We start from the raw sequence: 23,499 nt of genomic DNA on the forward strand, positions 1-23,499 counted from the left end.
AACCTCCTTTTTTGCCATTCATTAACTTGCCTTAAGGGGTTTTTGTTTGTTCTTGCGTTCCCTTTTCGAAGAAGACTCTTTCCCTAATGCCAGCATAAATATCATGCCGATAATGCAAGCAGTTCCTATCCATTGAAATAATCCAAATGGTTCTTGTAACCAAAAGACAGTGGCCAAAACCGCTGCTAAAGGCTCCAGGCTTCCTAAAAGGCTTGTTTCTTTAGGCAAAAGGCTTTGTAAACTCTCAATATAAAACCAAAAGGCAATCATTGTACCAAACAGAATAACAAACCCTAAATAAATATACCCTTCAAGCGTCAGACTTACATCGCCCATTTGCCAAGGGGGATGAAAAGTGCTTAAGGCAAGTCCTCCGATAAACATGGCCCATCCAACAATGACAAGGGAATCAAATTGCTTTAACAGGGGCACAGCGTACAATGTATAAAAAGCTAACGCTACACCCGAGAGCACGCCCCAAATAATAGCAAGAGGAGGTACTGCTAACTGAGATATGGAACCATTGGTTAACAGCAAGAAACATCCTCCTAAGGCTAGCGAAACCGTTAGGATGTCTTTTCTGGTTAAGATCATTTGCCTGCGTAACAGTAAATAAAAAATAATCATAATGGGAGCTAAATATTGTAATAGCGTTGCTACCGCTGCGTTACCATGATGAATGGAAGCCATATATGTATATTGCACTGCAAGCATCCCAAGGAGTCCGAAGATGATTAATGGAAAAGCCGTCCTTCGTTTTTTCCAAACACCAATAATTTGTGCTCGGTCTTTCAACAAATATTGAACTGTCAATAACAACAAACCAGCAATAAGCAACCGTATTGCCACAAGCCAGTTCACATCAACCGAGTATTGTTGAAAGAGTTTCTGTGATACTGTGCCGCCAAGCCCCCACAGTGTCGCTCCTATGATAACAAGAAGCAGTCCTGTTTTTCTCTTCGGTCTATCCATTTCCGCTCCCCCACTTATCTTTTATCCCATTATAATTAGGTAATCTAAACTTACCATAAACTGCTTTTTAAACAATAGGCTTTGTTCATTATTGCGTTAAACCGATAGGAAAACCTAGAGGAGACCTTATAATGCATTCCACGTTAGCCTATTTATAAAGGTACAAGATAATTTGATTATTTGACTGCATAGAATGATATTCAACTATGGCTGATTGCCTATATAGGGAGGCTGATTCATGAGCCCTTTTTATGTGAACTCTCACTACTCACATGGTGACGGATATGAATATACTTCAGACTTATTGAACACATCTCAAATGCAGGAACAATATGCTGACCATGATAGACAATTTATACCGCCTTTTGGACCGCCAAGACCACCTTTTGGACCTCCTGGACCGCCTTTTGGTCCACCTGGACCGCCAGGAGCCCCAACCTCACCACCTCCAGCATTTACCCCCTCTCCACCAGCAGAGATTGGCGTATTTGCAGTTGACCCAGGAGCGATTCGTCGATGTTTGTTTAGATACACTTACGTATGGCTAACGAATCGACAGCAGTTTTGGTTCTACCCGGTGTTTGTGGGAAGAACGTCTATTGCAGGATATCGCTGGACCGGATTCTTCTGGGTTTATTTTGGAATAGACTTAAGACGGATATCTTCATTTCAGTGTTTCTAAATGAAAAAAGGGATGCTAACAGAGGGATTTTTTGAATATCCCTCTGTTTTTTCTAGACTCCTTTTCCCACTATGCTTTTTTCCCACCTTCAACCTGAATCAAAATACTAAAACAACATCCAAGGCTGGCGCTGCTTTTTTCATTTTTGTTTTTACATAAGGATGGCAGGGGTACAATATGAGTAACTTACTTAAAAAAAGGAGAAGGAGCAATGAGCACCAAAAAAATGAACGAGTCACGCGTCGTAAAGACCGACTTGGTCCTCCCAAACGATACGAACAATCATAATACTCTTTTCGGCGGAGTATTAATGAAGCACATTGACGGAGTAGCTGCGATTTCTGCCAGACGTCACTGTCGAATGGAAGTTGTCACGGCTTCCACAGATTCCGTTGACTTTTTGGAACCCATTAAACCGAGTGATTCCGTGTGTTTGGAGGCATTTGTCACCTGGACAGGAAGAAGCTCTTTGGAAGTTTTCGTAAAAGTTATTGCAGAGGACTTGCTGGCAGGAGACCGGCGTATCGCCGCCACAGCCTTTTTAACTTTTGTAGGCTTGGATGAAACCGGAAAACCGTCTGCAGTGCCCCAGGTTACACCTGGGACCGATGAAGAGAAAAAGCTTCATGAAATGGGAGAGGAACGAGCAAACGTGAGAAAAGAAAGGCGCAAAAAAAGCAAGGAGCTGGCTTCCTTTCTCACTTTAAGAAAACCGTGGGAATAAAAGGCTTTGACCCATAAAATAGTTATAACAGTTACAGAGACAATGGCTTTCTCTTATTGATCAGGCCTTCTTCTTAAAAAATAAGCTGCAGCAAAGCTAATCCCAACAAGATTAAGAATGACCATTACAATATTATAAGCAGTGATGTCTCCCCCAATCAGGGCATACAAATAACGTATTAAATTAAAAAAAATAATGATAGCCAGAATGATATATAAAACTTTAGATTTAATAGTCGCTTCTCCTTTCATGAGGGTTTTACAAAAAAGATTAATATGTATCCTATATAATTACACTTCTCTCCGTCGTTGGGCAAGATAATAATTATAAATGGTTTACTAAATTATTAATAGTAATTCTTATTTCATTACTAAAAGCAAAGAACATGAGTAGCGAAATTACAATGAGTAGACTTACATCATAATTACTTTTTTCTTTCTTAGGTTCTTTCATGTTTGTTTCCCTCCTACCCTTTATCGTATCAAAATAAGGTCATAAAAAAAGTACTTACATCAAATTCATGTAAGTACTTTCAGATTGTAAAGTAACCCGTTTCTTATCACCCTGTCAGCATCTGCTGTCACACTATTTTAGAATCATCTTTACCTCTACTTCTTTAATCTCGTAAGACTCTTTAATTCCCATTTCCTTTGCCATACTTTGGGCTTGTTCTTTTAAGAAAAACATTCTTGCTTCATCAAGAGTGTTTGTGCGGCCTGCCTCGGTTACTTCCCCTACGATCGACAGCAGCCCGTAAAATTCCCCATGTCTCAAAAACATTCCATCCTTAAATTGAATCACATACTTGGAACCTTGCTTCCCCATCTAACTCCCCCTTTTTAACTTTCTATTCTGAATTATTTCACTTTTATTTTACACCAAAGAAAGAATTATACATACAGGAAACAAATATTTCCAAGGGATGAAAAAAGTACTTGAAACCTGTATTGATTTCTAAGAAGCATTACACCCTACCCTATTTATTTCTTCTATTAAACGACGCTCGAACATATCGCTTTATGTTACATAACGGTATGATATAATAATAATATGTTACATAATTGAGGTGATCTAATGGAGTACGTCGCCCCTATCAAGGACATTCGGAAAATTCGTTTAATGAAACAAGTAATTAAAAAAAAATCGTCTAGAGATTTTTTACTATTTGTAATGGGAATTAATACAGGCCTGCGTATCGGAGAACTATTGGAGTTAAAGGTTAGAGATGTTATGGAGCCAGATGGGAATTTTCGTTTGTATCTCGACAGTCCTAAAGAAAAGAAGCAGATTATTTATCTTAATGATCAAGTCAGACGAGCTTTACAACATCATTTTCAACTCCAGGTTCCATCATTGAATCGTTTTTTGTTTCAATCCTCAAGGGGAGATCACTGCATAACAAGGCAGCAAGCTTACCGGATTATTAATGATGCAGCTAAACAGGTTGGAATTACCGAAAGAGTGGGTACTCATACTCTTAGAAAGACCTTTGGGTATCATGCTTATATAAGAGGAATTGCCATTTCTCTCATTCAACGAAGGTTTAACCAAGCAACCCCGTCCGACACCTTAAAATACATTGGAATAGATAAAACAGAACCTCAGAAAATAGACGTAAATTTATAACAGGAGGCTAAACATGTTTTTGGAGGCATTAGGAAATGATGCATTTGTTTTGGTGGCTGCTCTTCTGTTAATTAGTGGAGTGTTAGTGGCAAAGTTCTCAAACCGTTTAGGGCTTCCTGCACTTGTTCTCTTTATTCTTGTTGGTATGCTCATTGGAAGTGATGGGTTAGGACTCATTTATTTTGATAATGCCGGAGCTGCGCAGCTTATTGGTATATTAGCACTGGTTATCATTTTGTTCGAAGGGGGACTGCAAACAAAATGGTCAACTGTTAGATCAGTAGCAGTCCCCTCTCTTTCCCTGGCTACTCTGGGTGTACTATTAACCTCTGCCATTGTGGGCTTAGCAGCCATGTTAGTATTTGATATTACCTGGTTTGAAGCCTTCCTGTTTGGGGCCATTGTAGGGTCTACCGATGCCGCAGCCGTATTTGCAGCCTTAAAAGAACGGAACATAAAAGCCAAAATGGGAGCTACTCTCGAAGCAGAGTCTGGAACTAACGATCCCATGGCTGTCTTTCTCACACTTGGTTTCATCGAGTTAATTCTTGCCGAGGATATGAGTATATTTATGCTGATTCCCACCTTCTTTTGGCAAATGGGAATTGGTCTGGGACTAGGCTTTATGATAGGAAAATTAGCTTCATACTCCATTAACAGAATCAACTTAGAATCCAGCGGACTTTATCCGATTTTTTCAGTGGCTTTCGCATTATTAACTTATAGTGTCACAGCTTTTGTTGATGGAAGTGGATTTTTAGCTGTATACGTAGCGGCATTAGTAATTGGTAATTCAGAGCTCACCTACCGCTATTCCATTTTTCAGTTTAACGAGGGATTTGCATGGATGGCCCAAATTCTTATGTTCATCATCCTGGGGCTGTTAGCTTTTCCTGGTCAGCTGTTTACGCCTAATGTAATGGCTGCAGGATTATTCCTTTCCTTTGTACTCATGTTTGTTGCTCGTCCTTTTGCGGTTTTTCTTTCAACGTTAGGGATGAAATACACCCTAAAAGAAAAGACCTTTATTTCGTGGGCAGGCTTAAGAGGAGCTGTTCCAATCGTACTCGCAACCTTTCCAGTTGTCGCTGGATTAGAAAACAGTCAACTATTCTTCAATGTAGTCTTTTTCATTGTGTTAACCTCAGCTCTTGTACAAGGTTCTACAATTTCATACGTGGCAAAAAAACTTAAGCTTACCGGTCCTAAAAAAGATACGCCTCATCACTCAATTGAATTGATTTCGATAGGGAAAGCCAACGCTGAAATGGTGCAGTTCAAAACGAATGAAGAGACAGCGATTGTCGGCCGAAAGCTGCATGAGATTCCTTTTCCTAAAAAAGCAACAATCAGTGCAATTGTCAGGGATGAAACGTTGATTACCCCTTATGGTGAAACAGAGATACAAGCTGGTGACTTTTTGTACATTTTAGTATCAAGAAAAGAAAAGGATGCGTTGAAAAAGCTAATCGAAAAGAAGAAATGGGTAATGGAGAAACCTAAGGATAAGGGAAAGGATAAATCCAAATAGTAAGGGAGCTATCTATGATAGCCCCCTAGCATTAATTTTTTTATATTCTCCTTTTTCCGTGCAATCTGTTTCTTCGAATACATGCTAAGAATATTCCTGTCTAATACTATCTTCAGAATTTCGATTAGGAGATTGCCGTCAAGTACTCTATTTCTTCTATTTTTTCATTGCCTTATCGTCTTTTTGATTGACCGATTCTTGAAAGAGATCAGCGTAAGTTTTCGAACCTTCAATCAGCGCATCGCAGAAAGCAGCAACGTCTGTTCCTGTGACTTCAAGCACCCCCTTCCCAGCCGCTGCCCCTTCTTCAAAGAAACTTAGTATTTCCGAGAGCAGTCCAATATCTTCGTTTAGCTCAACAGGACCAACTTTAAAGAGATATTGTTGTATCTCTTTATAGACAATTTGGTAATCTTGTGGAAGTGCTTTGACACGAAAAACGTGGGCTCTCCATTCTCTTTTACCTTCGATGATTTTTTTAATACTCATTTCAGTCCTCCTAATTTTCTTGCTACGTTCTTGTTTAGTTGCTCACGCCATTTATCTCTATATGTTTTTGTCCCCTCGTCACCAACAAGCGCTTTGCAGAAGTCTTCGATATCCTCTCCCAGTACTTCTTCGACGCTCTGGCCGTCTGCAGAGGTAACTTCAAGCAGTTCAAGAGCACTTTCAAGAATTGGCATCAGATTACGTCCGGTGAAATCTGCTTGAATCCAAAGATGACTTGTAATGTCTTTCCAAGCTATTTGATATTCAGCTGGCAAAACTTTTGCTCGTGCTTCAAAACCTTTCATTTCTTTAGTCATATCGCTGCCGGTTATTTTTTCTAAAAAGTTCATTGTATTCTCCCCCTTTTAAGGAACTAGGCTGTTCTGAAAACCTATTATTTAATCGCACCGTTGAGTTTATGAAGTTGTTTATCAGCCACGATTTTGCGTCAATGACGCGAATATCACCGAAGGCTGCTACATCGTTGCCAGTAATCATCCATCGCCTTCAATTCGGCCTACGCTCCACACTCCCAAAAATTTATCAATAAAACTCACTTTGCCTTTTGATTTCTTTGGTTTTAAGTTCATTCATTTTGCTTGAAATGAAATCCCACTTCCCCCAAAAAATTTCAAGTTGCTTTTGACCTGCTTCGTTGAGTGTGTAAAATTTTCTTGGAGGTCCAACCGTGGACCTCTTTTTCTCGAAATCCACAAAATTGTTTTTCTCAAGCCTCATTGTAATCGTATAAACCGTACCTTCAACCACATCAGTGAAACCAAGTTCTCGCAGCTGTTGTGTGATTTCATAACCGTAAGTTTCGCCTCGGCTGATAATCTCAAGAACACAGCCCTCAAGCACTCCTTTCAGCATCCCTGTAATATTTTCCAATTGTACCCCTCCGTTTAAATTTACTCCTGCAAATATCACAGTTAGTCTGCACCTCTTGTATATAGTATTACTAATTACCGGTATATAGTATTACATACTAGATGAATTTGCAATAATAAATTCATAAAAAAATATTATTGACATCCGCAAAAATCAGGAGTAAATTTTAGCTGTAACAACTTCATACGACGCCTTTTTAGATCGCTGAAACTGTTTGGCCAAACAGTGCGGGGGAACCAATTTTTTGATGAATGTAAATTCGTCTTGGGGTGAATCTTACTTAAGTAAGAGGGGATACTCTCGATCCCTAATCCGACAGCTAACCTCGTAAGCGTCATGTGAAGAGAGAAAGGGTCTTCTAGAGACCATTTCTTTGTAATGGTTTTTTTTAATGCAAAGGAGTGGAAAAAGTTGAAAAGAATGAAAAAGCAATTCGCAGTTATTGGATTAGGTCGTTTTGGAGGGAGTATTTGCAGAGAACTATACAGCATGGGGCATGATGTTTTGGCTGTCGATAATGATGAAGAGAAGGTTAACGAGTATGTGACTCTTGCTACTCATGCAGTGCAAGCAGATGGAACAGATGAAAAAGCCTTAAAGTCTTTAGGAATTGGAAATTTTGAACACGTGGTTGTGGCGATTGGTGATAACATTCAGGCAAGTATTCTCACTACGTTAGTATTAAAAGATTTAGATATTCCTAAAGTTTGGGTAAAGGCTCAAAACCATTACCATCAAAAGGTGTTGGAAAAAATAGGAGCCGATCAAATTGTTCATCCTGAATATGACATGGGCATTCGGATTGCGCAAAACATGGCTTCGGAAAAAGTCATTGATCATATTGATCTTTCTGATGAATACAGTATTGTGGAATTGCTGGCCACGTCAAAGGTTCATAATAAAAGCTTAATAGATCTAGATGTTCGTGCTAAATACGGGGTAACGATTCTTGCAATCAAGCGGGGGGAGGATGTCAACGTCTCGCCAATGCCTGATGACCTAATAAAAAAAGAGGATATGATTGTAGTCATTGGACATAAAAACGATGTTAGACGGTTTGAGAATGAGGGGTTGTAACGATGAACAGCTTTCATTTCAAAGTCATCAATATGTCTCCTCCTCAGACATTGGCCCTTTCATTTCTTGCTGCGATTTTCGTCGGTACATTACTCCTCCTTCTTCCGATTGCAACCACACAACCAATAAGTCTGCTTGACGCAATGTTTACAGCCACATCAGCTACAACGGTAACCGGGCTGGTGGTTCTTGATACGGGTACAGATTTTACGATGTTTGGGCAGGTCGTGATTATGATCCTCATCAAAGTTGGAGGATTAGGATTAATGACTTTCACGATTATGATTATTCTGGTGTTAGGGAAGAAAATCGGGTTGAAGGAAAGAATTCTTATTCAGCAGTCATTTAACCAAACCTCTGTTGGCGGCATGGTTCGTTTGGTCAAAGTATTATTTCTTTTTGCCTTAGCCATGGAACTTATTGCCACGCTTATACTAGCCATACGCTGGGTTCCTGAATACGGCTGGGGCTTTGGATTATTTACAAGTCTCTTCCATGCGGTTTCAGCGTTTAATAATGCAGGGTTTTCCCTTTGGTCAGACAGTTTATCCTCCTACGTAGGAGATCCCACGGTTAACCTTGTGATCACTTTTCTTTTTATTACAGGAGGCATAGGGTTTACTGTGTTATATGACTTATTTTACACAAGGAATTTTCGACACTTATCCCTGCACTCTAAAATAATGTTGGTGGGAACGCTCATAGTCAATATTTTTGCAATGTTCCTTATTTTTGTGCTGGAATACGTGAACCCTGAAACGCTTGGAATGTTAACAATGGGTGAGAAGCTGTGGGCCGCCTATTTTCAAGCGGTCACTCCAAGAACGGCTGGATTCAACACCCTGGATATTGGCAGCATGGAGCCGGCTACTATTGTCTTTCTTTTGCTATTAATGTTTATTGGGGCAGGGAGTGCTTCTACAGGCAGTGGAATCAAACTTACTACCTTCCTCGTTATTGTGCTGGCAGTAATCACATATCTTAGAGGAAAAAACGATTCTGTGGTCTTTTCACGAACGATTCCTCCTCATATTGTGACACGATCACTTGCGATTGTGGTAATCAGCTTAATGGCAGTATTTGGAGGGATTTTTCTTTTATCAATTACGGAACAATCTCCCTTTATGATGATTGTGTTTGAATCCTTTTCTGCCTTTGGAACGGTAGGCTTATCGATGGGACTCACCGATGAGCTATCGGCTTTAGGTAAGCAGATCATTATGGTGTTAATGTTTGTTGGAAGAATTGGGCCAGTAACCTTGGCTTTCGCTTTAGCCAAAGAGTTTAAAAGCAATGTACGTTATCCAAAGGGGGACATCTTTACAGGATAAAACATGAAAAGGTAATAGGTTTATCCACTCTATATAAGCTAATTAATAAGGCCCCACACCTATACGTGGGTCCTTTTTTTAAATTCACATACTGCGCGGTCATATACTATTGATTAAATTATTCTATTGTTCTTCATAGTAAGACATGGGAATCCAAGTCCTCGATTAAATTACAAAATTGATTCCTTTTTCATTCTTTACAAAATCTTAACCGTAGAGATTTTTTGTTTTTTGTTACAATATCAATAAACGATATCGGTAATTGATTAGTAAGGAGATAAAATGCTAAGAGATTTTTTCCTAGGAACCATTAAGATTCATAGGTTATATCATGCTTCAAAAGAGCCCATATATGGTTCTTACATGATCGAAGAACTGAAAAACCATGGTTATGATATGAGTTCCAGGACGATCTATCCTACACTTCACCAGCTTGAAGAAAAGGTGGTCTGCGGAAGGATTCGAATGTACTACACCACCACAGAAAGTGGTAACAATTTATTGAGAGCCTGGAGACAAATCAGAGAGCTGGCAGAAGAAGTCCTCTATGAAAACAAGGAGTGAATTAAGATGGAGAAACAAAAACGAGGAACACTGCTGGAAATTTTAGGAGTCTCCACCAGGTTAGGCTTCACTTCCTTTGGCGGTCCTATTGCACACTTGGGCTATTTTCATGATGAATATGTCAAGCGAAGAAAATGGTTTGACGAGAAAGCCTACGCTGACTTAGTTGCACTTTCCCAATTTATCCCAGGTCCTGCCAGCAGCCAGGTTGGAATCGGGATTGGGGTAATGCGTGGGGGCTTGGCTGGTGGAATTGTATCCTTTCTTGGCTTCACTCTTCCCTCAGTTATTGCCCTTGTCCTCTTTGCCTTTCTGTTGCAAGGGTTTGATATAGGAAATGCCGGCTGGATTAATGGCCTGAAGATCGTTGCTGTTGCGGTGGTCGCTCACGCCATATTAGGGATGGGGCAGAAGCTGGCTCCCGACCGAGAAAGAGCAACCATTGCTATAGGTACGCTCATCCTTGTCCTCCTCTGGCAAACCGTATACAGTCAAGTTGCTCTAATTTTGTTAGCTGCTGTCATCGGTTTATGGCTATACCGAGGAACAGAGAAAAAATATGTTGAAGACATGCCTATTCCACTTACATACCGTTTTGCGTCCATTTGTTTAGGATTGTTTTTTGGATTACTCATCCTTTTGCCTATCCTTCGTCAAATATTTTCCTTTCAGTGGCTTGTCTTATTTGACAGCTTTTACAGAGCCGGGGCTCTTGTATTTGGCGGAGGCCACGTTGTACTCCCCCTTCTTGAAAGAGAGGTAGTGCCTGCAGGATTAGTAGGCGAAGAAGCGTTCTTAGCAGGGTATGGGGCTGCCCAGGCAGTACCTGGACCCCTGTTTACCTTTGCTTCCTATTTAGGTGCAATATCTGATGGCTGGATGGGGGCAATGGTGGCAACAGCCGGCATTTTCCTGCCCGCCTTCTTACTCATTCTTGGGACGCTTCCCTTCTGGAATGTCTTGAGGCAGAATCGAAGAATTCAAGGGGCGTTGTACGGGGTCAATGCAGCTGTTGTCGGTATTCTTGCAGCAGCTTTATACCATCCTATCTTTACTACCGCCATTCAATCCTCTGTGGACTTTGCCTTAGCCATTGGTTTATTTGGCCTGCTTGTCTTCTGGAAGCTTCCGGCCTGGATGATTGTGATCATAGGAGCAGCAGGAGGTACAATGATTCAGTTAATGTTTTAATAAAAAGTTGTAAAGAAAGGGAACCTCCTCTTTAGTAGATTCCCTTTCTTTTGGAACTACCGCTGCCCACTATTTCCAAAAAACAATTTGAAAACCACTTTGCTTTGTCATTTATACTAGTACAGACATTGTTACTTCTCCCTTTTTTCCTCCCAAAGCCGTAGACGTTCTTCATGACTGACCTCTTTATGTACTTGGTGCAGCATCCAAATATAACCAAAAGTGTCCATGAATATGGCGTTCGATACCCCGTAGCCAGAAACCTCAGTCACGGGCTGCACCTCTGTACACCCTAAATCCATCGCCTTTGCATAGGTTTCCTTAATGTCTGGAACAGTCACATTCACCCAACTAGTTTTAGGATCGTCAGGTGTGGGTGCGATCAAATGGAATTCTGGGTTTTCATCTAACATATGGAATTGAACGTCGTATAGGATAAAAACGGCCTCATTTTCACCACGAGGGAAGTTTGAAACCTCCACCCGCTTGACGTCAAATATACTTTCGTATAACTCCAATGCTTTTAAGCTGTCTTTGACAACCATATTAATTTCTACACCAACCATCATAAACACGCTCCTTTTATGAATTCTTCCACTACCATTTTCCCCATTTTTAAACTAAAGTTCCACATTCAATGTAATTTTTACGGTGTTAGTCATAGGGAGAACAAGTTCGATCCAAGCAGGAGAAGAAAATGTTAGCCAGGTTCGTCCTCAAGTCTCTCTCCAAACTTTCGTTTTCTTTTTCCTTTTCATCAAAAACGTAATACATATTGAAGGATTAGAATTGCAAAAGGAAAAACCATTAAAAAACTGACTCAATAACGATGTTTCTTTGAGTCAGTTTTTTCGTTTTCAATATCATTCTCATTTTTATATTTCCATCTTGTGTCTTGGTTTTTTACCCTTTTTTCTACGTAACGACCGTACATAAACCACAAACGCAAGCACAATCAGGGTAAATAGTATACTTATTAGACAGATGATTAGAATTGTAGTCAGTGTGATGGTGAGTATACCATCAAAAAGAAAAATCTTCCCTTTCCTTTTAAAAAAAGGGACATAGACATGCACCATATCTATGTCCCGCTCCTTCTGCTTTACAAATACATGAGTAAAGAAGTTGCAATGGTAAAGTAAATAAGCAAGCCTAGAATATCGTTCACCGTGGTAACAAAAGGTCCTGAGGCAATGGCAGGGTCTAATTTCAGTTTGTTAATAATAAGGGGAAACAAAGCTCCAGTGACGGTAGCAATACTTAAAGATAAAAAGATGGATACGGCTACGACACCCGCTAAAACCAAATTCCCGTACAGTATGGTAATCAACCCGACAAGGACAATAGCACACGATAAACCTATTAATACTCCCGTAGAAAATTCTCTTCGGATGGTCTGCCATAGTCCTTTCTTTTCAAAGGATCCTGTAGCAAGGCTTCGAACAACAACAGCAAGTGACTGTGTTCCCGTGTTTCCAGCAGAGTCCATAATGAGTGGAATAAATGCTGCCAGAATAACAATCTCTTCTAACGTTCCTTCAAACTGATCAATCACACCAGCTGTAATCATCCCAAAAAACATCAACAAAATAATCCAGGGTGCCCTTTTTTTTGCTGCTTGAAAAGCAGAGAGGTTAACGTCAGTTGCTCCTCTCGTGGCGGAGATTTCACCGATGTCTTCTGTGACTTCTTCCTCGATAATGTCGATCACATCATCGACTGTCACAATACCAACCAGGGCACCATCGTCAGTTACAACAGGAGCTGCAAGCAAGTCGTACCTTTGAATGAGCGATGCTACTTCCTCCTGGTCAGTGGTGACTTTCGTTGAAACCACCCTTGTCCCCATAATATTCTCCACTTTTTCCTCTGTAGGAGAGACAATAAGGTCCCGCAAAGACACTACGCCAACCAGCTGATCTTCCTGATTGGTAACATATAAATAGTATACCGTCTCTGCATCTGGCCCTTCCTTTCGTAAAAACTCAATAACGTCGCTCACTCGATTATCGGCTTTTACCGCAAGAAACTCTTTGGTCATTATAGCTCCAGCGGTTTCTTCAGGGTAAGAAAGGAGCTCTTTGGCGTCAGCTGCTTCTTCCTTATCCATTGCAGTTAAGATTGATGAGCGCTTTTCTTCAGGCAGTTCTCCAAGAAAGTCGGCAACATCATCTGAATACATGTCGTTTAGCATATCAGCGATATAATTGTCATTTAATTCGCGGCTCACCCATTCCTGTTCAAGAAACTCCATCCCTTGAAATATTTCCGCAAATTCTTGAGGTTGTAGATAAGCATATAGCCGTTTTCTTTCTGTCTGATTTAATGTGTGAAAGATACTTAACTGGTCTGTTGGATGAAGCTCCAAAAATTGATCCCGAAATTGAGCTTCATCTTCTTTTTGTAACAAGTCAATCACATGTTCTGCGTATTCTTGACGAGAACGTGAATCCAGCTTTTTCATGCCATGCCCCCTAACGCTTTTTTCACTCCCCTGACCACTCAACGAAATGAAAAAAGTACTTTGTATTTTTATTGTTCCTTCCCGACTCGGCCTCTAAACTATCACTTTCTTTCATTTCTAACCTCCTTTTTTTAGAATAAAAAAACGTCCTCCACAAAAAGAGGACGCTAAGTGCGCACGATACAACATAATCAGACCCTCCATTCGTAGAGCTTTAGCACTGTGCGGCATAGGATTATCATCCAGCTGCATTAGAAAGGGCCTTATGTCGACCGTTCCAGTTGACCCATTGGCGTCTTTGGACGTTTTTGGGCAGCAGCATATCTCCAGCACAGGAGCCTCACCTAACGAGGTTTATTTTGTTTTTGGAAATACCTTATGTGTCATATGCAGTGTAATAAAAAAGACAAAATGATGTCAACCTGTATTTTGAATAACTGATTCTTTTAATTATTTTTTCCTATTCGTTTCGAATAAATAAACGTTTCAGGTAACCAGATTCAATTTCCTACTTCCTCTTACACTTAATAAAACAGCTAAAAGCAGAGCCGGCAACAGTAATTCATAATAGCTGATCATTCCCTCCTGATACGGCGCTAACAGAATGGAGATTATAAGCAAAAGAGCTACAACGATCGCTGACGATTTTACTAAAAGACCTACTATTAAAGTCGCCCCTACAATAATTTCAATAATTCCGGTCAAGTTTCCTAAAAACACAGGAATGCCTGCTTCTTCAAAGGTTTGATTGGCCTGGGAAATATCGGTCACTTTAATTATTCCATGAAGAGCTATAAATCCCCCAAGCAATATACGCAGCAAAAAAAGGATCCATTCCGTCCCTTGTTCAATCAGTTTTTTCATTTTTGGTCCCCCATTTCTCTACGTCCTATTCTAATAAACAAGACAGCTATAAAGGGAGGTGTTTCATTGAAAAATTTGTGACATATTCCTTAATACTTTTTATTGCTTTAAACATATGCACCTTTACTTCCTGTATTTCCCTCACACTCTCTAACATTCTTCTTTTTCTGTTGAGAATGTTGTGTAATCACTCGAAGCATTTTTACAAAGTCATAATAGATAACTACAAAGCAATAGGGAAGAAAATAAGTAAGCAGGGTTTTATAAATATTCCAGCCGTTTTTATACAGGAGTTTCCCTGCCATAAGAGCAGCTATTTCTGCCGTCGCAGACAAAAGTGTAAACAATGTGATCCATATCATCCTAGGCCATGCCCTTTTTTGCGCGCAATATATCATGAAACTGGCCACTACTGGAAAATAACCAAGGTTCAACGGATAAATCGTACGATACTGTTTTTCTTTAATTCGTGGCTTTAAGAGCCAGTACCGAGTTCCTTTTGTGTTGATCACAAAAGCAATCAATACACATAAGGGGATGGTTGTTACCATCAGGTATTTGTCTTTGTTATAAAGGTAACTACCAAACACCCAAGGAAGTAGAAAACCAATTATTATGTTAACTGCCATGTTATCATCACCTCTCTTCTCAGGATTTACCAATGAAAAAGAGACGATGTATTCTTATGAGAATATCAATTTGGAATTTTTGTATTTTCCTTTTTATTTCTCGCTTCCCCGGCTTCCAGGAGAGTTACTTTCCCACCATAAATAAGTTTTCTCTCAATCACATAAATAAAACAAGCTCTGTTCTTCAATAGAATGTGAAAAATTCTTTTCCGGGAGTTAAGGGAAGTTTGTGTCCATACTTAATAAAGTTTAGTGGTCCCTTCGAATTAAACTTTTTCAGTTCTGCTACAAACTAAAACATGCCGTTAGTAGAATAAGGAAAACGTAGTGTACAGTTAAACTATGATAAAATTACGTCATTCAAAAATTATTCTTTAGCAGGCTGTGATACCCAATGAACTTATTAGAAAAACTATATACTTTTATTATTTTCTTAGCAGTATTGATTGGAATAGGTATAGGACAAACAGAGTTAATAAGAGCTAATGCGGAAAGCTTTATTGTTCCTTTACTAGTAGCCATGCTTTATATTACTTTTTTACAAATTCCTATGGAAGAATTAAAAAAAGCTTTTAAAGACATTAGGTTTACATATACTTCAGTGATTATAAACTTTGTCTGGACCCCCATCCTGGCATGGCTTCTGGCAATGGTATTTTTAGGTGATAACCCAGCATTATTTCTTGGATTTATTATGCTTATGGTTACACCATGCACTGACTGGTACTTGATCTTTACAGGGGTGGCAAAAGGAAATGTTGCGTTATCAACGGCCATCTTGCCTCTAAACTTAATTCTCCAAGTCATTTTGCTTCCTGTTTATCTTCTTATATTTGGAGGAACAACAGGGGTTATAGAACTTTCTTATCTCATTGAAAGCATCTTGGTTGTTTTATTCATGCCACTAATTTTGTCTCTTCTAACAAAGATGTTCTTGAGAAACAGGCAACAGGTAAGGGATAACCTTATATCCACTCTCAGCGTGTTACCTATCATTTTTCTAAGCCTTGCAATCGTTGCTATGTTTGCTTCACAAGGACAATTACTTCTTGATAATTTAGATGTAATGTGGAAAATTATTATTCCTATTCTATTATTTTTCATAGTAAATTTCTTTGTCGGTCAAAGAATTGGAAAGGTAATGAGGTTTTCAAACTCCGACAGAGCAAGTTTATGCTTAACTACTCTAGCAAGAAATTCGCCAATTGCTTTAGCAATTGCTATGACCGCCTTTCCAGATCAACCCTTAATCGCTTTAACATTAGTAATAGGACCGTTATTGGAACTGCCTATTTTGGCTCTCATTACCCAGCTGTTACTATTCACTTCTCGAAAGAGAAATACTTAAAAAACCTCGAAAGGAATAATGTCTGTAAATAGGTTATTTTAGTAAAATCAAACCTTCATCTAGTTATCTATAAGGAAAGCCCTTCCTCTCACGTGGGTTTTTTGTGCATAAATATTCCGGAGCACTCTTTTCCAACCATCCGTAAAGACGGTATCCTTACCACTTTCTCCTGTATCTATATGCACTGACGATTATATTGACAATTCACTATAAAGGAATTATAATCCCATTTGTAGGAAAAAATAGATACATAATGTAGAAGAGGAGTTATTATTATTATCAAATTAAAAAGAATTGGAAGCGTAGTGGGAGCAGTATCTTTCGCTGCAATGTTAGCTGCATGTTCAACAGATTCTTCTACTGAACCAGTAGAGGGTGAATCAGCGGAGGAAGAAGTAGTACAGGAGATCACTGAGGAGGAAGTTTTGGAATTTCAGGAAAGCTGGGGAGAAGGAATTGTTCATATCGGAGAAGTATACAGCGAGGGTGAAGACTATGAAGCCGCTGCTTCTGAGCATATCGAACGTTTCTATGGTTATGATACCGGCGATGTCCTTTTCAAACCAACTTTAGCTAGTGAGGAACGTTTCCGCGACACCTTTGAAGGAGCGTTGTCTTATTTCATAGGAGGAAATGAAGCGTATCCAGAGGATGATGGTTTTGCTATTGCACCTTGGACAGATGTACAGTGGGAAAATGAAGGAGTTATAATTGAAGGAAATACAGCTCTAAGTATGGGTGTGTATTATTTTACACCAGCTGATGGAGGAGAACCTGTTGAAGTAGAATATAATTTCGCTCATACAAGAAATAATGATGGCGACCTGAAAATTGTCCTTCACGGCTCTCATTACCCGTATACTCCTTAATTAATTGGCTCTGGCACATGAGATAACAGAAAAAACAATACCTGCCTCAAAAAAAGCTGGTCTTATCTACAAAGTAGATAGACCAGCTTTTTATATTTACTATTATCTCTCTTTATGCCAGCACAAAACCTTTTTTTTTAGGTACTTGGACAATCCTTATTATGAAATGTAACTTAAACTGAATTAGCAAATATAACCCCGTTTATCCATGGGCAACATATATTTTATTGAATTGCTAAACTACCTATAAAAGGATGTAAAACTTCCCCTGTCTCTTTATTTTATATGCCCAAACTCCCGCCGCTCCAGTTCTTCAATTCCCTAGGTTAACTCTCTGAACTTTCTAGGTGAATGGCTGGTAATCTTTTTGAAGTTACGATTGAATGACCTGAGGTTATTATAACCGCAGTTTATAGCTATCTCGCTAATTGGCTGCTGACTATTTTTCAACAGATAACAGGCTTGTGAAATACGATAATGATTCAAGTATTCAGTAAAGTTCATATTCGTCATTTGTACAAAAAGTTTGGATAGGTAGGCATAATCGTATTGTAATTGTTTTGCGATTACTTTTAGCGTGCAATCCTCACTATAATTTCTATCCACATAAAGGAGAATTTTATATAGTACTTCCGTCTTTGTTGAGTGTTCAACGGGAAGAAATTCAGTATTATCTACCAATCTCCCGCAAACATCATACAGGAAACTTTTCTGTCTATAAATGGAATCTAGTGCATCAAAATCAGGGGGTTTACTTAAGTGAATAACATTATCTTCTGGGACGTATCCCTTATAATTCATGAAAAAACGACCGATTAACTCTGGTGAAAAGATGACGATGGAAATGTCAGAATGATTCTTAGCTTTAAGTTCATGGATTTGGTTATTAAAAATGAAGGCTATATCATTTTTATACAATGTATAGTTTTTTTGGCCAATACTTACTAGTAACTCTCCTTCATTGACAATGATAAGTTCGTAGGCTCGGTGAAAATGGAGAGGAAAGGTTTGGTTATCTAGTTTAAAAAAGTGGAAGGATTCTTTTTCTTCAACTCCATGGTGTTCAAAAAATACCAAAGGCTATCCCCCCTGAAAAAAAACTAATATTGTCTTAAATTATACTATATTTTGAATAGAAATAGACTTATTTTGGCTCCTATAATGAATCTATGATATATAGAAGGAGGAAGTAAAAATGGCTTTTGAATACCATGTAGCAAAAAATGGTTCAGATTTTGCAGATGGAACGAAACAGAATCCATTCTTGACAATCAGTAAAGCCGCTTCAGTAGCCCAAGCAGGAGATACTGTTATTGTCCACAAAGGAGAATATCGGGAATGGGTGAAACCAAAGTTTGCAGGATTAAGTGAATATAGAAGAATAACATATCAGGCAGCTGAAGGTGAGAAGGTTGTAATTAAAGGTTCCGAGCAAATTCAAGGTTGGGAACAGGTAGAAGGAACTGTCTGGAAAGTTGTATTAGCAAATGAATTTTTCGGAGATTATAACCCATACAAAGAAGAGATTTTTGGAGACTGGATTGTTTATAATCCAGGAAGACACCTTGGAGATGTTTATTTAAATGGGATGTCCTTTTATGAAGCAGAAAATTTTGAGATGTTAATAAATCCAGAAGAGAAAACAGAAGTATTAGACCATTGGTCAAAGACAGTTGTCCCTGTCCACAATCAAGAGCAAACAAAATATGTTTGGTATGCAGAAGTAAATGAAAATAATACAACCATCTATGCTAATTTCCACGGAACAAATCCTAATGAGGAATTAGTAGAGATTAATGTGCGTAAAGCTTGCTTTTATCCAGCACAAATTGGTGTAAGTTACATTACGGTTAGAGGTTTTGAAATGGCTCAGGCAGCAACTCCTTGGACTCCGCCAACAGCGGATCAGCCAGGATTAATCGGACCTCATTGGAGTAAAGGCTGGGTTATTGAGGATAATATTATCCACGACGCAAAATGTAGTGCAATCAGTATTGGTAAAGAAGCATCAACTGGCCATAACTATAGCACGATCCGAAAAGATAAGCCAGGCTATCAATATCAATTAGAATCAGTTTTTTCTGCTAGACAAATTGGTTGGAATAAAGAAAAAATTGGTTCCCATATTATTAGAAACAATACTATTTATGATTGTGGTCAAAATGGTGTAGTAGGTCATCTAGGCTGTGTATTTAGCGAAATTTACAATAACCACATTTATAATATTGCATTAAAGCGCGAGTTTTATGGACATGAAATTGCGGGGATTAAGCTACACGCAGCAATTGACGTACAAATTCACGACAACCGTATACATGACTGCTCTTTAGGAACATGGCTAGATTGGCAGACACAAGGTACAAGAGTAAGCAGAAATCTGTATTACAGAAATAACCGCGACTTGTTTGTTGAAGTTAGTAGCGGTCCTTATATTGTTGATAATAACATTCTTACTGCAGACTATGCATTAGATAACCATGCTCAAGGCGGAGCGTATATTAACAATTTAATTCGCGGGAAAATGGTTCAGAAGAAAATGCTTGATCGTGCAACACCGTATCATGTACCTCATAGCACGGAGATAGCTGGTTTTGCTCCTGTGTATGGTGGAGATGATAGATTCTACAATAACATTTTTATTGGCGATGATTCTGTGAAAACAGCTGGTTTGCAAACATTAAACCCTTCAGAGATAACAAATGAATATGTTGGTACTGCTCACTATAAAGGTTATACAACTTCACTTGAGGAATATATCGAGATTGTGAATCAAGGATACGGTGACCACCGTAGATTCCATAAAGTTGAACAACCGGTTTATATTAACCGTAATGCATACTATCATGGGGCAGAATCGTTTGAAAGAGAAACTGAAAGAGTTATAGCTGATAACTTTAATCCAGAAATAAAAATTAGCGAAGAAGGAAACTCAGTATATCTTTATATTGATCTGCCAGAAGATTTTGAGAAAATACTTGGAGAAATTCAATGCACCAAAACTCTTGGAAGAGCACGTATTGTGGATGCAGAATTTAAAAATCCAGATGGCAGCGAAGTAATCGTGGATAAGGATTTATTAGGAGAAAAACGTGCAGAAAAAAGTGTATTGGGACCAATTGGTAATTTAAAAGCAGGGAAAAATTATATTAAAGTATGGGGATAAAAGTTTAGGGACAAGGTGTGACCTTGTCCCTCCATGCGATGGACCACTACTTCTGTTGAAATCGAAGTAGCGGTCGGTCAGCATTTGGGTTCCAGGATGTTTGATTTTCATCAATATAGTACGTCTCAATGGACGTGTGATTTTTCTTACCCTGAGAGCGGAAGCACTATAGGGTCATCCCGAACGGTGAAGATTGTTTTAAGCGTAGAAGAGTACTGCCATCATCTTAAAATAAAATCAAAAAATAAAGAGGCATCCTAGACCGATGCTTGATCCAGGCTGCTTCTTTATTAACTAGATAATTCAGAAGGATGATCTAAGTTGCACCTTTATTATGAGACCATAAGCACCTTTATAAACATGAACACATTTAACAATAGGGGACTAAAAAGTCCTTCTTGAATTGAATTCTAGAAGGATTTTGTCTTAGAGGGTCTAGACAAAGATGAAAAAACATGCTGATTCTTGAAACCACCATTTGTCATGAGCTTCACCCTTCACTTTCCTTGAAGACTGGGGGATCGCCTATTTTATGTAAACTGGTACCTTTTTCACCAAAATCACGTTCTTTTCTATCATTATGAATAATATATGATAATTTACACTTACTTTGCCCTAAAATTCTCTAATTATCCAAAGAATTTTTTTATTTTTTCAGGGGTTCATCACTACTCCAACCCATGAAGTAACTCAAGTTCTAATAAAAGGTGATACTGTTTTTTCGCAATACTCACTATTATTCCTTGGAACAGCCTACCATATTACAAAAACCTTTCTTACCGCAATTTTTAAATAGAAGAATAAGAATGGGGTATATATTAAAGGAGAGGTGATGATATGCTAACGAAATGGCGGATGCTACAAATGCTTGCTGTTATTCTGATTGGCATTTTGGCTTACCTTGATATCACGGGTATCATTCACATTCCTGAGGTTTTTGTCTTTTCATTTGTTGTGATCGGTCTAACCAGCTTGATTGTGATCAAAATCATCCGCGCCATCAGGTCACCCCTTTAAAAGTGCAACAAGGACGCTGATGCCTATTGTGAAAAGTCTGTTACCAGGGAAAAATTGCTCTACCTAGTGTCTAGTAACGCCCACACCCAGCAGATGTGCTTTTAACATTAAAGTTGTTCTTTTATTATCAATCAAAATAAACTCTAATTTTTACAGACTACCCCCTTCCCTTTCACATTGCCCCTCCAAAACATTCATAGCAATGTTAGAAGAACAAACCCTACCTCGCGTTCTTTTCGTTCTCACGGCCTACGTTTGCCTTCCCAACCCTCCTAAAGTTTTTTCCAATAAACTGGATTATATATAAAATAACCGTGACCTTTGTCATGAATTTTGTTACAATCACTCTATTGTTGGTAAATTTTAAAGAAATACAGGGGATGATGAAGGGTGAAAAAAGGCTTATTACTTGTCAGTTCTCTACTTATTGCTGGTTCTTTAGCCGCGTGTGGAGAAGAAGCAAGTGTTGACGAAACCGAAGACGTTGGAGCAGCCGAAGAAGAAGTAAATGAAGAAGTCAATTCTACCGAAAGCAAGGATGAAGAAGAAAGTACAGAAGAACACGAGGAAGACGCAAACTCAGAGAATGAGCTAATCACTTCCTTTGTGAATGGGTTTTATAATGCCAACACCCAAGACGAGCGGATGCAAGCGGTGGAAGAGTTCATGCATGAAGGCGTCCAGGATTTATTTTTTATGATGGTTGGGTTCTCCGAAGAGAACGAGATTGACCCAGTGACCTCCCATCACCTCTTAGCTACCACAAACCATGAAGAAGATGGCGAATCCATGGAGCTTGTTCTTGTTGAACTTACGACAGAGGAGAAAACAAGAGAAGACATTTTTGCGGTTAGTGATGGCAAGATTTTATGGATGTACAGCGAAGACGTAGAAGATGAAGACATGAGAGATGCATACCAAGAACTCATTGAATTATTTTAATTTCATAGATTAGGAGATGGCATAATGAAAAAATTCGGATTATCTGTTGGGGCAGTTGTTGTAGCAAGTTCTCTTGTAGCCTGTGGGGAAGAAACAAGCGTAGAGGAAGTAGAAGGTACAGAAGAAGCTGAAGCTGAAAACCTTGACGCGGAAGAAACTGAAGAAGATGAAGATGAAGATGAAGAAGAGAATGAAGACGAGGACGAGGACGAGGACGAGGAAGATGAGTTCGGCACTCGGGTAAACCCTGTTCCTCACGGACAGACCGTAGAAGTTGAAGGTAGCGACTGGTTGTTTGGCGATGTTCATTATGACATTGAACTGATTGAATCTGTTAGCGGCGACGAAGCAGAATCCATGGTAAAAGAGGCCAACCAGTTCAATGAGCCATCTGAAGATGGAAAAGAGTACATTTTGGCAAAAGTTCGCATCCAGCTTCACTCCGCCGAAGAAGAACCGTTTGATGTCAATGCTCAGCAATTTGACGTGATCAGTGAAGGCGGATCGTCTTATGAAGATTTTGTCAGTGTCGCAGAGCTTGATCCAGAGTTTCGCTCCGACTTATATGAAGGCGGCGAAGTGGAAGGATGGGCACCGTTTCTAGTCGACAGTGACGACGAAAAGCCTCTTATCAAATATAACGACGTGTGGTTTGACCTGCGCGGAGAAGAGTAACATCATTTTGAGTGATCGGGCTCTCTCTTTAATTTTTGTATCCTTAATAGATGCAAAAGATGACCGCGACGTTGTTGAAGAAAATATATTTTCACTAATAAAAAAGCAGCCATGAGAGCTGCTTTTTTATGTCAATTCACTTCCATTCCTAAAAATTAAATATCCTATAATAAAACTATTGGTTCTACTGATTCTAATATTAGTAGTTTTTCAAAAAAGTAGCTTTAAGAGACTTGCATAATCTGGGAAGATCACTGTAAACAAAGCTGATCTATGTGTTCATAAACCAGCTTTTTACCGTTATTATTTTCTCTCGTCAAGACGGGCAATTCTTTCATCAAGATCAGGGTGAGTCGAGAAAAGCCTTGCCATACCGCCTTTTCCGTTGATTTTCATCGTCTGAACAGCCGAATCATCGGTGCGGTCATTGACCTGAGCTCGGTTAACATG

26 protein-coding genes, 1 pseudogene and 2 riboswitches are annotated in these 23,499 nt (G+C 39.1%); of the genes and pseudogenes, 14 read left to right on the plus strand and 13 right to left on the minus strand.

The features are described 5' to 3' along the window. Positions 1-21 precede the first annotated feature (21 nt). A complete protein-coding gene (locus ACFPU1_RS12510) occupies positions 22-972 on the minus strand; it encodes an EamA family transporter (RefSeq protein ID WP_385941642.1) in 951 nt (316 codons plus the stop codon). Between the two features lie 238 nt (positions 973-1,210). Here ACFPU1_RS12510 and ACFPU1_RS12515 point away from each other — a divergent pair, with 238 nt between their 5' ends. Both ACFPU1_RS12515 and ACFPU1_RS12520 read left to right on the plus strand, forming a co-directional pair. Then, complete coding sequence (locus ACFPU1_RS12515; RefSeq protein ID WP_385941645.1) at positions 1,211-1,654, plus strand: transporter; 444 nt, start codon at positions 1,211-1,213, stop codon at positions 1,652-1,654. Between the two features lie 211 nt (positions 1,655-1,865). After that, positions 1,866-2,378, plus strand: coding sequence for an acyl-CoA thioesterase (locus tag ACFPU1_RS12520; RefSeq protein WP_385941648.1), 513 nt, complete (start codon positions 1,866-1,868; stop codon positions 2,376-2,378). Between the two features lie 324 nt (positions 2,379-2,702). Here the strand turns inward: ACFPU1_RS12520 and ACFPU1_RS12525 are convergent, their stop codons facing one another. Continuing rightward, a complete protein-coding gene (locus ACFPU1_RS12525; protein WP_385941651.1) occupies positions 2,703-2,831 on the minus strand; it encodes a hypothetical protein in 129 nt (42 codons plus the stop codon). A gap of 132 nt (positions 2,832-2,963) precedes the next feature. Beyond that, positions 2,964-3,203, minus strand: coding sequence for a hypothetical protein (locus ACFPU1_RS12530; protein ID WP_054635618.1), 240 nt, complete (start codon positions 3,201-3,203; stop codon positions 2,964-2,966). 249 nt (positions 3,204-3,452) lie between these two features. On the opposite strand from ACFPU1_RS12530, the gene ACFPU1_RS12535 reads away from it, so the two are divergent. Both ACFPU1_RS12535 and ACFPU1_RS12540 read left to right on the plus strand, forming a co-directional pair. Next, entirely contained in the window at positions 3,453-4,004 is a 552-nt protein-coding gene (locus ACFPU1_RS12535) for a tyrosine-type recombinase/integrase (protein ID WP_385941655.1), read from the plus strand. A gap of 13 nt (positions 4,005-4,017) precedes the next feature. Further along, entirely contained in the window at positions 4,018-5,535 is a 1,518-nt protein-coding gene (locus tag ACFPU1_RS12540) for a potassium/proton antiporter (RefSeq protein WP_385941658.1), read from the plus strand. Positions 5,536-5,691: 156 nt separating this feature from the next. On the opposite strand, the gene ACFPU1_RS12545 is transcribed toward ACFPU1_RS12540, so the two are convergent. Genes ACFPU1_RS12545 through ACFPU1_RS12560 form a run of 4 tightly spaced genes read right to left on the minus strand, consistent with a single transcriptional unit; the run spans position 5,692 to position 6,915 of the window. After that, positions 5,692-6,024 carry a DUF1048 domain-containing protein gene (locus tag ACFPU1_RS12545; protein WP_385941661.1) on the minus strand — a complete coding sequence of 111 codons (333 nt, stop codon included), beginning with the start codon at positions 6,022-6,024 and terminating at the stop codon, positions 5,692-5,694. Then, positions 6,021-6,374, minus strand: coding sequence for a DUF1048 domain-containing protein (locus ACFPU1_RS12550; protein ID WP_385941664.1), 354 nt, complete (start codon positions 6,372-6,374; stop codon positions 6,021-6,023). The genes ACFPU1_RS12545 and ACFPU1_RS12550 overlap by 4 nt, the downstream gene beginning before the upstream one ends. Further along, entirely contained in the window at positions 6,334-6,522 is a 189-nt protein-coding gene (locus ACFPU1_RS12555; RefSeq protein ID WP_385941667.1) for a hypothetical protein, read from the minus strand. The genes ACFPU1_RS12550 and ACFPU1_RS12555 overlap by 41 nt, the downstream gene beginning before the upstream one ends. Before the next feature lie 45 nt (positions 6,523-6,567). Then, positions 6,568-6,915 carry a PadR family transcriptional regulator gene (locus ACFPU1_RS12560; RefSeq protein ID WP_385941670.1) on the minus strand — a complete coding sequence of 116 codons (348 nt, stop codon included), beginning with the start codon at positions 6,913-6,915 and terminating at the stop codon, positions 6,568-6,570. Positions 6,916-7,107: 192 nt separating this feature from the next. Next, positions 7,108-7,265, plus strand: a riboswitch (cyclic di-AMP (ydaO/yuaA leader). A gap of 61 nt (positions 7,266-7,326) precedes the next feature. Between ACFPU1_RS12560 and ACFPU1_RS12565 the strand changes: the two genes are divergently transcribed. From ACFPU1_RS12565 to chrA, 4 genes are all read left to right on the plus strand, one after another. Continuing rightward, the gene (locus ACFPU1_RS12565) at positions 7,327-7,992 is read left to right on the plus strand and encodes a potassium channel family protein (protein WP_385941673.1); all 666 of its coding nucleotides are present in this window, start codon (positions 7,327-7,329) and stop codon (positions 7,990-7,992) included. A 2-nt stretch (positions 7,993-7,994) separates the two neighbouring features. Then, complete coding sequence (locus ACFPU1_RS12570) at positions 7,995-9,323, plus strand: TrkH family potassium uptake protein (protein ID WP_385941676.1); 1,329 nt, start codon at positions 7,995-7,997, stop codon at positions 9,321-9,323. Positions 9,324-9,605: 282 nt separating this feature from the next. Further along, complete coding sequence (locus tag ACFPU1_RS12575) at positions 9,606-9,887, plus strand: PadR family transcriptional regulator (protein WP_385941679.1); 282 nt, start codon at positions 9,606-9,608, stop codon at positions 9,885-9,887. 6 nt (positions 9,888-9,893) lie between these two features. Beyond that, positions 9,894-11,078, plus strand: a complete 1,185-nt coding sequence (gene chrA / locus ACFPU1_RS12580; protein ID WP_385941682.1) for a chromate efflux transporter — start codon at positions 9,894-9,896, stop codon at positions 11,076-11,078. Between the two features lie 131 nt (positions 11,079-11,209). Here the strand turns inward: chrA and ACFPU1_RS12585 are convergent, their stop codons facing one another. The 4 genes from ACFPU1_RS12585 to ACFPU1_RS12600 form a co-directional block, all read right to left on the minus strand. Continuing rightward, positions 11,210-11,644, minus strand: coding sequence for a VOC family protein (locus tag ACFPU1_RS12585; RefSeq protein ID WP_385941960.1), 435 nt, complete (start codon positions 11,642-11,644; stop codon positions 11,210-11,212). Between the two features lie 536 nt (positions 11,645-12,180). After that, positions 12,181-13,542, minus strand: coding sequence for a magnesium transporter (mgtE, locus tag ACFPU1_RS12590; RefSeq protein ID WP_385941685.1), 1,362 nt, complete (start codon positions 13,540-13,542; stop codon positions 12,181-12,183). Between the two features lie 191 nt (positions 13,543-13,733). Continuing rightward, positions 13,734-13,901, minus strand: a riboswitch (M-box (ykoK) riboswitch). A gap of 127 nt (positions 13,902-14,028) precedes the next feature. Beyond that, positions 14,029-14,406, minus strand: coding sequence for a DoxX family protein (locus ACFPU1_RS12595; RefSeq protein WP_385941688.1), 378 nt, complete (start codon positions 14,404-14,406; stop codon positions 14,029-14,031). A 107-nt stretch (positions 14,407-14,513) separates the two neighbouring features. After that, positions 14,514-15,035, minus strand: a complete 522-nt coding sequence (locus ACFPU1_RS12600; RefSeq protein WP_385941691.1) for a hypothetical protein — start codon at positions 15,033-15,035, stop codon at positions 14,514-14,516. A 394-nt stretch (positions 15,036-15,429) separates the two neighbouring features. Between ACFPU1_RS12600 and ACFPU1_RS12605 the strand changes: the two genes are divergently transcribed. Both ACFPU1_RS12605 and ACFPU1_RS12610 read left to right on the plus strand, forming a co-directional pair. After that, a complete protein-coding gene (locus ACFPU1_RS12605; RefSeq protein WP_385941694.1) occupies positions 15,430-16,383 on the plus strand; it encodes an arsenic resistance protein in 954 nt (317 codons plus the stop codon). Between the two features lie 305 nt (positions 16,384-16,688). Further along, complete coding sequence (locus ACFPU1_RS12610; RefSeq protein ID WP_385941697.1) at positions 16,689-17,252, plus strand: hypothetical protein; 564 nt, start codon at positions 16,689-16,691, stop codon at positions 17,250-17,252. Between the two features lie 321 nt (positions 17,253-17,573). Here the strand turns inward: ACFPU1_RS12610 and ACFPU1_RS12615 are convergent, their stop codons facing one another. Then, positions 17,574-18,329 carry a helix-turn-helix transcriptional regulator gene (locus tag ACFPU1_RS12615; RefSeq protein ID WP_385941700.1) on the minus strand — a complete coding sequence of 252 codons (756 nt, stop codon included), beginning with the start codon at positions 18,327-18,329 and terminating at the stop codon, positions 17,574-17,576. A gap of 118 nt (positions 18,330-18,447) precedes the next feature. Between ACFPU1_RS12615 and ACFPU1_RS12620 the strand changes: the two genes are divergently transcribed. The 4 genes from ACFPU1_RS12620 to ACFPU1_RS12635 all read left to right on the plus strand — a co-directional run bounded on the left by ACFPU1_RS12620 (position 18,448) and on the right by ACFPU1_RS12635 (position 23,049). After that, positions 18,448-20,415: a right-handed parallel beta-helix repeat-containing protein gene (locus ACFPU1_RS12620; protein WP_385941703.1), complete on the plus strand. Its 1,968-nt coding sequence runs from the start codon at positions 18,448-18,450 to the stop codon at positions 20,413-20,415. Between the two features lie 837 nt (positions 20,416-21,252). Next, a complete protein-coding gene (locus ACFPU1_RS12625) occupies positions 21,253-21,432 on the plus strand; it encodes a hypothetical protein (protein ID WP_385941706.1) in 180 nt (59 codons plus the stop codon). A 390-nt stretch (positions 21,433-21,822) separates the two neighbouring features. Next, positions 21,823-22,374 (plus strand): hypothetical protein, encoded by a 552-nt coding sequence (locus ACFPU1_RS12630; RefSeq protein WP_385941709.1) that lies wholly within the window; start codon positions 21,823-21,825, stop codon positions 22,372-22,374. Between the two features lie 24 nt (positions 22,375-22,398). Beyond that, positions 22,399-23,049, plus strand: coding sequence for a DUF4352 domain-containing protein (locus ACFPU1_RS12635; protein ID WP_385941712.1), 651 nt, complete (start codon positions 22,399-22,401; stop codon positions 23,047-23,049). Between the two features lie 303 nt (positions 23,050-23,352). On the opposite strand, the pseudogene ACFPU1_RS12640 reads toward ACFPU1_RS12635, so the two are convergent. Beyond that, positions 23,353-23,499, minus strand: a pseudogene (locus tag ACFPU1_RS12640) (M48 family metalloprotease); the annotation flags it as partial.

Source organism: Thalassorhabdus alkalitolerans (genome assembly GCF_042656525.1).
Classification (GTDB): Bacteria; Bacillota; Bacilli; order Bacillales; family Marinococcaceae; genus Thalassorhabdus; species Thalassorhabdus alkalitolerans.

Bases quoted from the DNA above. Each gene is read 5' to 3' on its own strand.
- mgtE (WP_385941685.1), bottom strand. From the start codon at position 13,542: ATGAAAAAGCTGGATTCACGTTCTCGTCAAGAATACGCAGAACATGTG.
- ACFPU1_RS12535 (WP_385941655.1), top strand. From the start codon at position 3,453: ATGGAGTACGTCGCCCCTATCAAGGACATTCGGAAAATTCGTTTAATG.
- ACFPU1_RS12605 (WP_385941694.1), top strand. From the start codon at position 15,430: ATGAACTTATTAGAAAAACTATATACTTTTATTATTTTCTTAGCAGTA.
- ACFPU1_RS12540 (WP_385941658.1), top strand. From the start codon at position 4,018: ATGTTTTTGGAGGCATTAGGAAATGATGCATTTGTTTTGGTGGCTGCT.
- ACFPU1_RS12635 (WP_385941712.1), top strand. From the start codon at position 22,399: ATGAAAAAATTCGGATTATCTGTTGGGGCAGTTGTTGTAGCAAGTTCT.
- ACFPU1_RS12600 (WP_385941691.1), bottom strand. From the start codon at position 15,035: ATGGCAGTTAACATAATAATTGGTTTTCTACTTCCTTGGGTGTTTGGT.
- ACFPU1_RS12575 (WP_385941679.1), top strand. From the start codon at position 9,606: ATGCTAAGAGATTTTTTCCTAGGAACCATTAAGATTCATAGGTTATAT.
- ACFPU1_RS12570 (WP_385941676.1), top strand. From the start codon at position 7,995: ATGAACAGCTTTCATTTCAAAGTCATCAATATGTCTCCTCCTCAGACA.
- ACFPU1_RS12515 (WP_385941645.1), top strand. From the start codon at position 1,211: ATGAGCCCTTTTTATGTGAACTCTCACTACTCACATGGTGACGGATAT.
- ACFPU1_RS12585 (WP_385941960.1), bottom strand. From the start codon at position 11,644: ATGGTTGGTGTAGAAATTAATATGGTTGTCAAAGACAGCTTAAAAGCA.
- ACFPU1_RS12510 (WP_385941642.1), bottom strand. From the start codon at position 972: ATGGATAGACCGAAGAGAAAAACAGGACTGCTTCTTGTTATCATAGGA.
- ACFPU1_RS12525 (WP_385941651.1), bottom strand. From the start codon at position 2,831: ATGAAAGAACCTAAGAAAGAAAAAAGTAATTATGATGTAAGTCTACTC.
- ACFPU1_RS12520 (WP_385941648.1), top strand. From the start codon at position 1,866: ATGAGCACCAAAAAAATGAACGAGTCACGCGTCGTAAAGACCGACTTG.
- ACFPU1_RS12620 (WP_385941703.1), top strand. From the start codon at position 18,448: ATGGCTTTTGAATACCATGTAGCAAAAAATGGTTCAGATTTTGCAGAT.
- ACFPU1_RS12595 (WP_385941688.1), bottom strand. From the start codon at position 14,406: ATGAAAAAACTGATTGAACAAGGGACGGAATGGATCCTTTTTTTGCTG.
- chrA (WP_385941682.1), top strand. From the start codon at position 9,894: ATGGAGAAACAAAAACGAGGAACACTGCTGGAAATTTTAGGAGTCTCC.
- ACFPU1_RS12555 (WP_385941667.1), bottom strand. From the start codon at position 6,522: ATGATTACTGGCAACGATGTAGCAGCCTTCGGTGATATTCGCGTCATT.
- ACFPU1_RS12625 (WP_385941706.1), top strand. From the start codon at position 21,253: ATGCTAACGAAATGGCGGATGCTACAAATGCTTGCTGTTATTCTGATT.
- ACFPU1_RS12530 (WP_054635618.1), bottom strand. From the start codon at position 3,203: ATGGGGAAGCAAGGTTCCAAGTATGTGATTCAATTTAAGGATGGAATG.
- ACFPU1_RS12550 (WP_385941664.1), bottom strand. From the start codon at position 6,374: ATGAACTTTTTAGAAAAAATAACCGGCAGCGATATGACTAAAGAAATG.
- ACFPU1_RS12545 (WP_385941661.1), bottom strand. From the start codon at position 6,024: ATGAGTATTAAAAAAATCATCGAAGGTAAAAGAGAATGGAGAGCCCAC.